General features: G+C 63.3%; 12 protein-coding genes. 3 read left to right on the top strand and 9 right to left on the bottom strand.

Translation table 11 applies throughout. The annotated features are described in order from the left end of the window. Positions 1-64 precede the first annotated feature (64 nt). The gene (locus ASD01_RS26395; RefSeq protein ID WP_034805768.1) at positions 65-451 is read right to left on the bottom strand and encodes a BRA0787 family protein; all 387 of its coding nucleotides are present in this window, start codon (positions 449-451) and stop codon (positions 65-67) included. Between the two features lie 396 nt (positions 452-847). Here ASD01_RS26395 and ASD01_RS26390 point away from each other — a divergent pair, with 396 nt between their 5' ends. Together ASD01_RS26390 and ASD01_RS26385 are read left to right on the top strand one after the other, a co-directional pair. Further along, the gene (locus tag ASD01_RS26390; RefSeq protein WP_060530440.1) at positions 848-2,065 is read left to right on the top strand and encodes an SfnB family sulfur acquisition oxidoreductase; all 1,218 of its coding nucleotides are present in this window, start codon (positions 848-850) and stop codon (positions 2,063-2,065) included. Between the two features lie 79 nt (positions 2,066-2,144). Next, positions 2,145-3,542, top strand: coding sequence for an LLM class flavin-dependent oxidoreductase (locus tag ASD01_RS26385; protein WP_060644678.1), 1,398 nt, complete (start codon positions 2,145-2,147; stop codon positions 3,540-3,542). 79 nt (positions 3,543-3,621) lie between these two features. Here the strand turns inward: ASD01_RS26385 and ASD01_RS26380 are convergent, their stop codons facing one another. The 3 genes from ASD01_RS26380 to ASD01_RS26370 form a co-directional block, all read right to left on the bottom strand. Continuing rightward, positions 3,622-4,848 carry an acyl-CoA dehydrogenase family protein gene (locus tag ASD01_RS26380; RefSeq protein ID WP_051659709.1) on the bottom strand — a complete coding sequence of 409 codons (1,227 nt, stop codon included), beginning with the start codon at positions 4,846-4,848 and terminating at the stop codon, positions 3,622-3,624. A 145-nt stretch (positions 4,849-4,993) separates the two neighbouring features. Further along, positions 4,994-5,569, bottom strand: coding sequence for a class I SAM-dependent methyltransferase (locus ASD01_RS26375; protein WP_060530437.1), 576 nt, complete (start codon positions 5,567-5,569; stop codon positions 4,994-4,996). A 57-nt stretch (positions 5,570-5,626) separates the two neighbouring features. Further along, complete coding sequence (locus tag ASD01_RS26370) at positions 5,627-6,253, bottom strand: Crp/Fnr family transcriptional regulator (RefSeq protein ID WP_060644676.1); 627 nt, start codon at positions 6,251-6,253, stop codon at positions 5,627-5,629. Positions 6,254-6,304: 51 nt separating this feature from the next. Between ASD01_RS26370 and ASD01_RS26365 the strand changes: the two genes are divergently transcribed. Continuing rightward, entirely contained in the window at positions 6,305-6,979 is a 675-nt protein-coding gene (locus ASD01_RS26365) for an SDR family NAD(P)-dependent oxidoreductase (protein ID WP_060644674.1), read from the top strand. A 100-nt stretch (positions 6,980-7,079) separates the two neighbouring features. On the opposite strand, the gene ASD01_RS26360 is transcribed toward ASD01_RS26365, so the two are convergent. The 5 genes from ASD01_RS26360 to urtB form a co-directional block, all read right to left on the bottom strand. Further along, on the bottom strand, positions 7,080-7,538 hold the full coding sequence (locus ASD01_RS26360; protein ID WP_029742909.1) for an RrF2 family transcriptional regulator: 459 nt from the start codon (positions 7,536-7,538) through the stop codon (positions 7,080-7,082). A 306-nt stretch (positions 7,539-7,844) separates the two neighbouring features. Further along, positions 7,845-8,540: an urea ABC transporter ATP-binding subunit UrtE gene (gene urtE, locus ASD01_RS26355; RefSeq protein WP_029742910.1), complete on the bottom strand. Its 696-nt coding sequence runs from the start codon at positions 8,538-8,540 to the stop codon at positions 7,845-7,847. 35 nt (positions 8,541-8,575) lie between these two features. After that, entirely contained in the window at positions 8,576-9,340 is a 765-nt protein-coding gene (gene urtD / locus ASD01_RS26350) for an urea ABC transporter ATP-binding protein UrtD (protein ID WP_060530435.1), read from the bottom strand. Positions 9,341-9,344: 4 nt separating this feature from the next. Further along, positions 9,345-10,493, bottom strand: coding sequence for an urea ABC transporter permease subunit UrtC (gene urtC / locus ASD01_RS26345; RefSeq protein ID WP_060644672.1), 1,149 nt, complete (start codon positions 10,491-10,493; stop codon positions 9,345-9,347). Then, positions 10,490-12,106, bottom strand: coding sequence for an urea ABC transporter permease subunit UrtB (gene urtB / locus ASD01_RS26340; protein ID WP_060530434.1), 1,617 nt, complete (start codon positions 12,104-12,106; stop codon positions 10,490-10,492). The genes urtC and urtB overlap by 4 nt, the downstream gene beginning before the upstream one ends. Positions 12,107-12,236: the final 130 nt, after the last annotated feature.

Here is a 12,236-nt window from a genome sequence, read left to right as displayed (position 1 = left end):
ATCCGTGACGGATACCCGCCGGGAACGAGGAGCGCGCACGCGCGCTCCTCTGAGGTCACCGGTCTCACGCGCTGGCGTGGACCGGATGGTTGAAGCGGTCGGCGAAGATCTCGATCGAGCCGCGACCGAAGCTGCGCAGCTGCCGCCGCGTCAGCACCGACATGACACGCGCGGCCGTCGAGACGGTCATGGCGTCGAGCGGCCCTTCACCGCTCCACGGCTTGTTCAGTCGGTCGGTTACGATGCCGATGAGGTTTGCCGGCATGATGTCGCTGCAAGGTTTCATCCAGTCGAAGACCTCGCTGATGGGAATGCGCTTGCCTTCGAACGCAACGATGGGCTCGGGCATGTTGGCGCCCCAGTCATCATAGGCCTCCAGAGCATCACGAAACAGGTTCTGCAGCGTGATGGAGGCGTGCCCTTCATGGAGAGCAGGCAGGAAATTCGTCATTTGTGTCTCCTTCAGTGGTTAAGGCCGGGAAACGCGAATGGCCAATTCTGTCAGCATATGTTTGTGTTCGTGCCGGGTGGCCGATACTCTGGGGCCACACGACGGGTCAAACTGCAGGCGATGAGGCAAATGCACAAATCGGGCGATGGTTCCCTGAGCCGCAGTCAATTTTGGCGGGAAATCGGTGAGCATACACGCCGCCGACCGTCACCAGGGTCCTCTTCCCTGGCCTTCCCCCGAATCGATCTTACCCATCCCGACCCGAAGGTAAACACCAAGTCGCCATCAAGGCCGAAACGAAATACTCAAATCGATAATTTCTATAGAATATACTATCTTACCCGATCAGGCCAGATAATTCACTGATATGCACCTCAATCGACAGGGAGCAGTCACATGGGAACGATCTCGCGGCTTTCCGAGAAAACTAGAGCCCCGGCGCACCGGATCGAAAGCGAAGAGGAAGCGCTGTCGATCGCGCGTGAGCTGGCGGCGGAATTTGCAGGGAGTGCCAACGAGCGGGACACGGATCGCATTCTGCCCTTCGACGAGCTCGATGCGCTCGCCCAATCCGGCCTGCTGGCGATCACCGTGCCGCCGGAGTATGACGGCATAGACGTCTCCAATGCCGTTCTTGCCGAAGTCACCGCCATCCTTTCGGAAGCGGATTCCTCGATCGGCCAGATCCCGCAGAACCATTTCTACATTCTCGAGGCGCTGCGTACCGATGGCACCGAGGAGCAAAAGGCCTTTTTCTTCGGCCGGGCGCTTGCCGGCGACCGTTTCGGCAACGCCCTTTCGGAGCGTGGCACGAAAACCGTCGGCGACTATGAGACCCGGCTTTCCTGCGACGGCCCCGGCTTCCGTCTGAACGGGCGCAAATATTATTCGACCGGCGTGTTGTTTGCCGAATGGATCGTCATCTTCGCCCTTGATCCGAACGACAAGCTGACCATGGCCTTCGTGCCGCGCGGCGCGGAGGGCTTGCAGATCATCGACGACTGGGACGGCTTCGGCCAGCGCACGACCGGCAGCGGCACGACCGTGCTGCAGAACGTCTATGTGGCCGCCGATGCGGTGGTGCGCCATCACCGCGGCTTCGAAAGGCCGACGACGATCGGTAGCGTCGGCCAGATCATCCATGCCGGCATCGATCTCGGCATTGCCCGGGCAGCCTTTGCCGAAACCCTCGACTTTGTCCGCAATCATGCGCGCCCCTGGATGGACAGTGGCGCCGAACGGGCGGCCGACGATCCGTTGACGATCGCCCGCATCGGCCAGCTTGCCATCCGCCTGGAGGCGGCAACGGCCACGGTGGAGCGTGCCGGCAAAAAGGTCGACGTCGCCCAGATCAACGGTACCGAGGAAAGCGTGATCGAAGCGACGCTTGCCGTTGCCGCGGCAAAGGTCCTGACGACCGAAATCGCCTTGGAAGCGAGCAACACGCTCTTCGAACTCGCCGGCACCGCATCGACGAAGATCGGCCTCAACCTCGACCGCCATTGGCGAAACGCCCGCACCCACACGCTGCACGACCCGGTGCGCTGGAAGCATCACGTTGTCGGCAACTACCACCTGAACGGCATCAAGCCGCCGAAGAACGGCGCACTCTGAGCCCATCGACCGCGCGCGATCGTCCCGAGGCGTGACCGGCGCTTTGGGCAACGCCCAACCTTGCCCGAAGGAGAGCCCCATGAGCCGCGAAATCCGGCTGAATGCCTTTGACATGAACTGCGTCGGCCACCAGTCGCCAGGGCTCTGGACCCATCCGCGCGACCAGTCCTGGCGCTACAAGGATCTCGATTACTGGGTGCATCTGGCAAAAACGCTCGAGCGCGGCAAGTTCGACGGCCTGTTCATCGCCGACGTGCTGGGCGTCTATGACGTGCTGAACGGCAATGCGGATGCAGCCCTTCGGCATTCGGCCCAGGTCCCGGTCAACGACCCGCTGCAACTGGTGCCGACCATGGCCTACGAGACCGAGCATCTCGGCTTCGGGCTGACGGCGTCGCTCTCCTTCGAGCATCCCTATACCTTCGCCCGCCGCATCTCGACGCTCGACCATCTGACCCGGGGGCGTGTCGGCTGGAACATCGTCACCTCCTACCTCAACAGCGGCGCGCTCAACATCGGCCAGGCGCAGCAGGCGCGCCACGACGACCGCTATGATCTCGCCGAGGAATATCTGGAGGTCTGCTACAAGCTCTGGGAAGGAAGCTGGGAGGACGGCGCCGTCGTGCGCGATCGGGCAAGCGGTATCTTCACCCATCCGGAAAAAGTGCATCCGATCAACCATCACGGCCGCCACTTCACGGTTCCCGGCATTCACCTGAGCGAACCGTCGCCGCAGCGCACGCCCGTGCTCTACCAGGCCGGCTCTTCGAGCCGCGGCAAGGACTTTGCCGGGGCGCACGCCGAATGCATCTTCGTCGCCGCGCCATCCAAAACCGTATTGAAGCGCTATGTCGCCAATGTCCGCGAGGCAGCCGCGCGCGCCGGCCGCAACCCACGCGAAATCCTCGCCTTCAATCTGCAGACGGTGATCCTCGGCGAAACCGACGCGGAGGCGAAGAAGAAGTTCGACGAATACCGCAGCCACGTGTCCTACGAGGGTGCCCTGGCGCTGATCTCCGGCTGGACAGGCATCGATTTCGGCCAGTTCGCCCCGGACGAGCCGCTTCGCCACCGTTACACCAACGCGGTGCAATCGGCCGTCGAGACCTTTACGACCATCGACCCGGATCGGGTGTGGACCGTGCGCGAAATGGCCGACTGGGTGGGTATCGGCGGCTTCGGCCCCGTCTTCGTCGGCTCGCCCTCGACGGTCGCCGATCTCCTGCAGGAATGGGTCGAGGAGACCGATGTCGACGGCTTCAACCTTGCCTATGCCATCACGCCCGGGACCTTCGAAGACGCCGTCGAGCTGCTGGTGCCGGAACTGCAAAGGCGCGGCGTCTACAAGACCGGCTACCGCGAAGGCACGCTCCGCGAAAAGCTCTTCGGGGCCGGTCCGAGGCTTGCAGCGCCGCATCCGGGCGCCGGCTATCGCGACCTCGCCGGCCAGCGGCAGACGATCGCGGCCTCCGCTTAAGCGAAGACATCAAAGAAACGCCGCCGGAACCTTTGTTCAGGCGGCGTTTTTCTACGCACAGTCACCCTATGCGTCAGGTTCAGCTGTAAAGGCTTATCGGCGGGATCCGACCGTTGAGCGCAAAGTCGCCGACCTCGCGCGCCTTGTAGGCGACCGGGTCATGCAGCGTGTGGGTGCGGACATTGCGCCAGTAGCGGTCGAAGCGATAGTGCCCAGCCGTGGCGCGCGCGCCCATCAATTCGAACACCCTTGCCGTCACGTCGAGCGCCACGTGGGTGGAATGCACCTTGGCCGCATAGGCCTCGATCGCCGCCGCGCCCCGCGCCTCGGCCGTTACCGAGCTGCCCTCGGACAAGGCCGCTTCGACCGCTGCCGCAGCCGCATCGGCCAGCGCAACCGACGCCTTCAGGTTCGTCTGGAGCTCGCCGATCGCCTCAAGGATATAGGGGTCGTCGCCGGCACGCTCGACGCCGGACGTCACCCAGGGACGCGTTGTGCTGCGGACGTAGTCGAGCGCTGCTGCCAGCGCCCCCTGCGCCGTGCCGAGATAGAAATTGACGAAGACGAGCTGGATCAGCGGCGTGTTGAAGGTCGCCTGCACCGGTGGCGGATCTAAGGGTTCGGCAAGCGCCTGGATGAAGTCTCGCCCATAAACCGGAAAGTCGCGGAACTCGACGCTGCCGCTGTCCGACAGGCGCTGGCCGATATTGTCCCAGTCGTCGTTCGCGATATAGCCGGGACGGTCGGTGGGCACGACGAAATTGGCGATCTTGCCGTCGAGTGTGGCATTGACGTTGATGCGGTCGGAGACATGCGCGCCGGTCGAAAACGTCTTGCGGCCGTTCAAGACGTAGTGCGCGCCGCGCCGCTCGAGCGTCAGGCCGGGGTCGCGCGGGTTGACGGCTGCACCCCAGTAGAGCTGCCGCTCGACCGTTTCGGCGCCCAGCACCCAGGCTTGCCGGGGATCGGCGGCGGCCCAATAGACGTATTGGCTATTGACGTAGTGGTAGCCCAGCAATTGCCCGATCGAGCTTTCGCCGCGCGCGACGATGCGCACCAGCCGCAGCCCGTCGATCCAGCTCAAGCCGGCCCCACCGATCTCCGGCGAATGCAACGCCGTCAACAGACCAGCCTGGCGGAGCGCCTCGATCTCCTCGCGCGGCGGCGCGCCCACCCGGTCGAGTTCGGCGCCCCGACGGGCAAGATCGGTTGACAGCGCCTCGGCACGGGCAAAAAGCTCCCGTCGCCTTTCGTCATGTTCGGCGTTCACCGGCGCCGGTTCTCTGAGGAAGTGTACGTTGCTCATCCGCCTCTCCTTGGTTGAGGCGTAATAATGAACTTATTCTATAGACAATGACAGCAAATGGATTTTGACTTGGGCGGAAGCCCGAGAAAGTCTTACCTGTCACCCGGTGCCGCCCACGCGCCGGCGGGAAACGGGGCCATCGCGCTCAGGCACTATTCCGGGAAATGCGATAGACGCTGGCAGGCGGCAGGTTGAGCGGCACCCAGCGCCGAAAGGAGGCCTTGAGCCCAAGCTCGCCCAGAACCTGGAGCGAGATCGGGCATCGCGGTCCATAGGTGAACTGGAACAGGCTTCCATCCTCGGCAAGGTGATGAAAGACCGAGGCGAGGATCGCCCGCACGGTCTGCGCCGGCATGGACAGAAGTGGCAGGCCGCTGATCGCCGCCCCGACGGACTTCACCGCCGGCAGGGCCAGGTGCTGGGCGTCGCCCTCGATCAGCGTCGCGCTCGGGAACCGCTCCCGCAGCAGCATAGCGAAAGCCGGATTGCGCTCCACCAGGATGAGATTGTCCTCGTAAACGCCGTTGCGAAGCAGTGCCCGCGTGAAGGCTCCGGTGCCAGGCCCAAGTTCGAGCACATTGCCGGAGAGCGGTCCGATCTCGGTGGTCATGGCGACCGCCAGCCGTCTGCTCGAAGGCGCGATCGCCGCGACCTCCAGCGGTCTAGCCGCCCAGGATCTGAGGAAGAGCAGGAAATCCGATGCCGCTTTCTGTTTGGTCAAGTCGCGCCTCCGTTGTTGCAACGGTGCCTGGTATCGCTCCTTGTCGGATGCCGCGCATTAACCCGGGTTAAGCCTGGTGTCGGCCTCCCCCCGCACTCGCTTGGCGATGCGGCTGAGGCCGACCGGGGTGATGCCGAGATAGCCGGCGAGGTCCTTCTGCGGCACCCGTGCGACCACCTCCGGTTCCTCGACGAGCAGTGCGCGATAGCGCTCCTCGGGATCAAGCGTCAGGAACTGGCGTTCACGGCGCTCCTTGCGCTCGGCAAGCATCATCAGCGCACTTCGGATCATCCGCGACCAGCCAAGGTCGGTGTCGGCCAGCGCCTGCAGCGTCACGAACGGAATTTTCTCGAGGCGGCTCTCCTCGACCGCAATTGCCGAAAAGCTCGCCCGCCCGGCGGGCACCAGCGCCGAGAGGCTCGCAAAGAACCGCCCTTCGATGGCGAAGGACTTGATCCACTCCTCGCCATTGGCACGCAGATAGGTGAGCTTCACCAGGCCGCGCTCGATCACATAGACATAGGGATGCGGCTCATCCTGATGGAAGATCGCTTCGCCAGCCCCCACGCTGCGCACCTGCATCGCCTCGGCCAGTCGCTCCGCCTGCGCCAGCGGATGCCGGGCGATGCGCTCGAACAGCGAAATCGCAGCGCCCTCTGCGCGCTTAACTTCGGTTAATGCCATCCCCGTCCTCCCGTTGCAGATTCGACTGCGCAACAACGGGAAATAGATCACATGGCACGCTACGTCGTCACCGGGGCAAGCTCGGGATTCGGCAGGGAGATCGCACTGCAACTGGCCGCGAGAGGGCACAATGTCTTAGCACTTGGCCGCGACCGGGAGCGACTGGAGGACTTGACGCTGCGAAACCGGAGGATCGAAACGCGGGTGCTCGATCTCTGCGATCGGGCCGCAACCAACGCCTGCGGAGCCAAGATGGCGGGCGATCCGATCGACGGTCTCATCAACAACGCGGCCATCCAGCACAATGTCCGATTCGACAACCCGCATTACGACGCCGGACAAATCGCGGACGAAGTCGATACCAATCTCGTCGCGCCGATGCTGCTGTCGCGGCTGCTTCTGCCGAAGACGCCCGGGCGCCCCTTCGTCATCGTCAATGTCGGCTCAGCACTCGCCCGTTATCCGAAATCGACGGCGGCGGTCTACAGCGCCACCAAGGCGGGGCTGCGCATGTTTTCGGATGCACTTTCCGTCCAGCACCAGGCAGGCGCAGTCAAAGTGGTTGATGTGGTGCTGCCGCTCGTCGATACCCCGATGACATCAGGGCGGGGAAAGGGCAGGTCAGCGCGGCCTATGCGGCGAAGGAAATCCTGCGTGCGCTCGAGCCGGGCGCAACCCGCATCCATGTCGGCAAGGCGCGATTGCTGCGCCTGCTCGAAATCATAGCGCCGCCTGCAGCCGCCGCGATCATCAGAAAGCTGTGACGCTGCAGTTCTCAAGCGGCATCTTGCGATCGCAGGCCCCACAGCGGGCCTTTGCGCGAAGGTTAGCCAGCCTCCGCGTCCCTCAAGGCGACGATCTCGGACGCGTTGTCGTTGGCGGCGAACTGCTCCAGCGTCATGTTGTCGAGGATCGAGGCGATCGCGTCGCGAACGTTGCTCATCGACTTGCGCACATGACAGTTGACCGGATCGGCACAGTCGTCGCAGGCCTCGAACGCGGTGCGGCTGGCGCAGCGGATCGGCGCCAGGGGACCGTCGAGCGTGCGGATGACCTGGCCGATGCGGATGTCGGAGGCTGGCCGGGAGAGCGAATAGCCGCCGCCCGGGCCCTTCTTCGAGCGCAGGATGCCGGCATTGCGCAGTTCGAGCAGGATCGCGTCCAGGAACTTTTTCGGAATATTGTTCCGCGTGGCGATCTCGGTGATGAAGGCGGTCTCTCCGGGCTCCAGTTGAGCCAGGTCGACAAGGGCCTTGAGCCCGTATTTTCCTTTTTTGGTCAACATGTCACTTCACTTTCCTGAACAAGGAAAGCCGCCACAACGCCCCTTCCCGCGGCATTTACCGGGGGTAACGGGTTGTGACGGCCGCACTCTTTCGCTTAGGATGTCCTACACCCAAACTGCACCATTCTCAATAAAATACGTCAGTTACTGCATAGATTTAGTGATTTTAGAAGGCGCTTTTATGGCAGGGGGAGAATTTCCGCTCCCTTGAGAAGGTGGCTTTGCCTCAAGAGCCAGCAGTCGCTTGCCTCGGACGCCGCGAAACCCGACGCCGGAGCACCGCAGGTGTAACTGTTCAGGATGCGATCACACCGTCAGATGGCGGCGCGCCTCTGATGTGTCCAGCGTTTCGGCTGCGCCCTCGTGGACCACAGCGCCCCGATCGAGGATGTAGACGTGGTCGGCGAGTTCGCGACAGAAATCGAGATACTGCTCGACCAAGAGGATCGCCATGCCGGTCGAATCCCTGAGATAGCGGATAGCCCGGCCGATATCCTTGATGATCGAGGGCTGGATGCCTTCGGTCGGCTCGTCGAGCACAAGGATCTTCGGTCGCGTCACCAGCGCGCGGCCGATCGCCAGTTGCTGCTGCTGCCCGCCGGAGAGGTCGCCGCCACGGCGACCAAGCATCGAGCGCAACACCGGAAAGAGGTTGAAGACGTCCTCGGGTATCGAGCGGTCGCCGCGCTTCAGGGGCGCATAGCCGGTCTCCAGGTTCTCCTTGACCGTCAGCAGCGGGAAGATTTCACGCCCCTGGGGGACGTAGCCGATGCCTTCTTTTGCCCGCCGATAGGGCGCCATGCCGGCGAGTGCTGCGCCGTTGAAGTCGATCGCGCCGGCGCTGACCGGATGCTGACCGGTGATCGCCCGAAGCAGGCTCGACTTGCCGACGCCATTGCGCCCGAGCACGCAGGTGATCTTGCCCATCTCGGCCGTGATCGACACGTTTCGCAGCGCCTGCGCGGCGCCGTAGTGAAGATTGACGTTTTCGACGCTGAGCATGGCGCGCCCTCCTTTTGGATTTTCGGTGTGGGTCATCACCGGCCAAGGTAGTTCTCGATCACCTTCGGATCGCTGCTGACAAAGTCGATCGAGCCTTCCGCCAGCACCGCCCCTTCAGCAAGGCAGGTGACCTTGACGCCGAGTTCACGGATGAAGCCCATGTCGTGCTCGACAACCACGACCGATCGGGTCTTGGCGATCTCCTTCAGCAGGATGGCTGTCTCGGCAGTTTCCGCGTCGGTCATGCCGGCGACCGGTTCGTCGACCAGCAGCAGTTCCGGCTCCTGGGCAAGCAGCATGCCGATCTCCAGCCATTGCTTCTGCCCGTGCGAAAGGTTGGCGGCGAGATCGCTGCTGCGCGACGACATGCGGATGGTCGCAAGGATCTCCTCGATCCGAGCCTTGTCCGCTGCCGTCAGTCGGTAAAAGAGTGTCGGAAACACGCCGCGCTTGCGGTTGAGCGCCAGCTCGAGATTGTCCCAAACCGTGTGGCTTTCAAACACCGTCGGCTTCTGGAATTTGCGGCCGATGCCGAGCGAAGCGATCTCCGCTTCGTCCTTTTTCGACAGGTCGATCTCGCCCTTGAAGAACACCTGCCCCTCGTCCGGCCGCGTCTTGCCGGTGATGATGTCCATCATCGTCGTCTTGCCAGCGCCGTTCGGGCCGATGATCGCTCGTAGCTCGCCGGGTTCGATGACGAAGGAGAGCGCATTCAACGCCTTGAAGCCGTCGAAGGAGACGGAGACGCCGTCGAGATAGAGAAGGCTGGTCGGCTTGGTCTGCCCGATTGTCTGGTTCATGTCGTTACTCCGCCGCCATGGGTTCAACGGCCAGATTGTCCGGTGTTTCAGCCGCCCGCGTCTGACGGCGGGCGAAGTACGCGCCAGCCGTTCCGACGACGCCCTTCGGCAGGAACAGGGTGACGAGCACGAAGAGGCCGCCGAGCGCAAAGAGCCAGAATTCCGGGAACGCTGCCGTGAAGATGCTCTTGCCGCCATTGACGAGAATGGCGCCGACGATCGGGCCGATCAGCGTGCCGCGCCCGCCGACCGCCGTCCAGATCACCACTTCGATCGAATTGCCGGGCTCGAACTCGCCGGGATTGATGATGCCGACCTGGGGCACATAGAGTGCGCCGGCAATGCCGGCCATCATCGCCGATAGGGTGAAGGCAAAGAGCTTGATGTGCTCGACCCGGTAGCCGAGGAAGCGCGTCCGGCTTTCCGCGTCGCGGACTGCCACGAGCACCTTGCCGTACTTGGAACGCACGATCGCCGACGTCAGGATCAGGCAGAGCGCCAGCATCAGCGCCGAGGCAGCGAACAAGGCGGCGCGCGTGCCGTTAGCCTGGATGTTGAAGCCGAGGATGTCCTTGAAGTCGGTGAGGCCGTTGTTGCCGCCGAAGCCCATGTCGTTGCGGAAGAACGCAAGCAGCAGCGCGTAGGTCATCGCCTGAGTGATGATCGAGAGATAGACGCCGTTGACCCGCGAGCGGAAGGCGAACCAGCCGAAGACGAAGGCGAGCAGCCCCGGGACAAGGACCACCATGAGCGCGGCAAACCAGAACATGTCGAAGCCATGCCAGAACCACGGCAGCTCCTTCCAGTTGAGGAACACCATGAAATCCGGCAGCAGCGGGTTACCATAGGAGCCGCGCGCCCCGATCTGGCGCATCAGGTACATGCCCATGGCGTAACCGCCGAGCGCGAAGAAAGCCGCATGCCCGAGAGAAAGGATGCCGCAGAAACCCCAGACGAGATCGAGCGCCAGCGCCAGCAGCGCATAGGTCAGGTACTTGCCGAACAACGACACAAGATAGGTCGGCACGTGCAGTGGATGATCGGGCGCGGTCAAAAGGTTGAGCGCCGGGACAAGCATGGCGAGGCCGACAAGGATCGCAACGGCGATCAGAATGCTGCGGTCGAACGACCGCATCAGAAATGACGTGATCATGCTTCCACCGCCCTTCCCTTGAGCGCGAAGAGGCCGCGCGGTTTCTTCTGGATGAAGAGGATGATCAGCACCAGCACGAGGATTTTGCCGAGCACCGCGCCGGCATAGGGTTCCAGGAACTTGTTGAGGATGCCGAGCGAGAAGGCGCCGACGAGCGTGCCCCAGAGATTGCCGACGCCGCCGAAGACGACGACCATGAAGCTGTCGATGATGTAGCCCTGGCCGAGATTGGGCGAGACGTTGTCGATCTGCGAGAGCGCCACGCCCGCCATGCCGGCGATGCCGGAGCCGAGCGCGAAGGTGAGCGCGTCCACCCAGGGGGTGCGGATGCCCATCGACGACGCCATGCGCCGGTTCTGGGTTACGGCCCGCATCTTAAGGCCCATCGACGTCCTCTTGAGCAGGAACAGCAGCGCCGCAAATACCGCCAGCGCGAAAACGATGATCCACAGGCGGTTCCAGGTGATGGTCAGCCCGCCAAACTCGAAGGCGCCGGACATCCACGAGGGATTGCCGACCTCTCGATTGGTCGGCCCGAAGATCGAGCGCACCGCCTGCTGCAGGATCAGCGAGATGCCCCAGGTGGCAAGCAGCGTTTCGAGCGGTCGCCCGTAGAGAAAGCGGATGACGCCGCGCTCGATTGCAAGGCCAACCGCGCCGGTCACGAGAAAGGCGAGCGGCAGCGCGATCGCCAGCGACCAGTCGAAGAGGTCAGGATAGGAATTGCGCACCACCTCCTGCACCAGGAAGGTCGTGTAGGCGCCGAGCATGACCATCTCGCCATGGGCCATGTTGATGATGCCCATGACGCCGAAGGTGATGGCAAGGCCGATCGCCGCCAGCAAGAGGACCGAGCCGAGCGACAGGCCGTACCAAATGTTCTGGCCGGCGCTCCAGAAGGCCTGGGTCTGCTCGATCCGGGCGATCGCGGCCTCGATATCGGGTTTAAGGGAAGCATCGGCTGTGGCCAGAGCGGAGGTCAGAACGGCAAGGCCGTTTCGCCCGTTACCTTCGGCAAGCAGCGCGATCGCCTGACGCTTCTGATCGTCCGGGCGATCCGAGACGAGCAGCGTCACCGCGCGGGCCTCATCGAGAACCTTGCGCACGGTCCCGTCTTTCTCGGCCGCGATCGCCGTTTCGATCGCCTCGAGCGCATCGGCATTCGGCGTCTGCAGCATGGATTGCGCCGCCTTTATGCGCGCACTGGTATCGTCGCTGAAGAGCGTGAGACCTCCGAGCGCGCTGCGAACCGCGCGACGCACCGCATTGTTGACCTTGACCTTCTGCATCGCCGCCTTCGGTGCCGCTCCGGCGTCAGCCCCGGTCACGGGATCGACGAGCAGCAGGTCTGCGCCCTGCGCCTTGACCAGAAAGACCTTGCCGTCGGACTTGCGCTGATAAAGTTCCCCCTCGCCCAGCGCCTCAAGCACCGGAATGACCTTCGCGTCGCCGGTCTTGGCCAGCGCCGTTATGTGGTCGTCCATTTCGGAAAGCTTAGCGCTGCCCAGCTGATCGATCAGCGGGCCGAGGTCTTCGGCTGCGCGAGAACCGACCACATGGGCCGATATCACCAGACACAGCGCAACGAACAGGATCTGCAGAATTCGGTACATGGCCCCCTCATCCGGGTCGGTCATGCGGCGCATGCACAAACCCGTCATAGCCCAAGCAAGCTCCCTTCGCTCGTGCGCGCCGCCGAACGAAGGGCATGCTTGCCTCAAGTTTTCGTCATGCAATCACTGT

Source organism: Ensifer sp. Root423 (genome assembly GCF_001426275.1).
GTDB lineage: Bacteria > Pseudomonadota > Alphaproteobacteria > Rhizobiales > Rhizobiaceae > Ensifer > Ensifer adhaerens.
The sequence above is the reverse complement of the archived record's forward strand: the minus strand, read 5'-3'. Positions and strand labels throughout refer to the sequence as shown.

Excerpts from the sequence above, each read along its gene's own strand:
- ASD01_RS26395 (WP_034805768.1), bottom strand. The coding sequence starts at position 451 with ATGACGAATTTCCTGCCTGCTCTCCATGAAGGGCACGCCTCCATCACG.
- ASD01_RS26390 (WP_060530440.1), top strand. The coding sequence starts at position 848 with ATGGGAACGATCTCGCGGCTTTCCGAGAAAACTAGAGCCCCGGCGCAC.
- ASD01_RS26385 (WP_060644678.1), top strand. The coding sequence starts at position 2,145 with ATGAGCCGCGAAATCCGGCTGAATGCCTTTGACATGAACTGCGTCGGC.
- ASD01_RS26380 (WP_051659709.1), bottom strand. The coding sequence starts at position 4,848 with ATGAGCAACGTACACTTCCTCAGAGAACCGGCGCCGGTGAACGCCGAA.
- ASD01_RS26370 (WP_060644676.1), bottom strand. The coding sequence starts at position 6,253 with ATGGCATTAACCGAAGTTAAGCGCGCAGAGGGCGCTGCGATTTCGCTG.
- ASD01_RS26365 (WP_060644674.1), top strand. The coding sequence starts at position 6,305 with ATGGCACGCTACGTCGTCACCGGGGCAAGCTCGGGATTCGGCAGGGAG.
- ASD01_RS26360 (WP_029742909.1), bottom strand. The coding sequence starts at position 7,538 with ATGTTGACCAAAAAAGGAAAATACGGGCTCAAGGCCCTTGTCGACCTG.
- urtE (WP_029742910.1), bottom strand. The coding sequence starts at position 8,540 with ATGCTCAGCGTCGAAAACGTCAATCTTCACTACGGCGCCGCGCAGGCG.
- urtD (WP_060530435.1), bottom strand. The coding sequence starts at position 9,340 with ATGAACCAGACAATCGGGCAGACCAAGCCGACCAGCCTTCTCTATCTC.
- urtC (WP_060644672.1), bottom strand. The coding sequence starts at position 10,493 with ATGATCACGTCATTTCTGATGCGGTCGTTCGACCGCAGCATTCTGATC.
- urtB (WP_060530434.1), bottom strand. The coding sequence starts at position 12,106 with ATGTACCGAATTCTGCAGATCCTGTTCGTTGCGCTGTGTCTGGTGATA.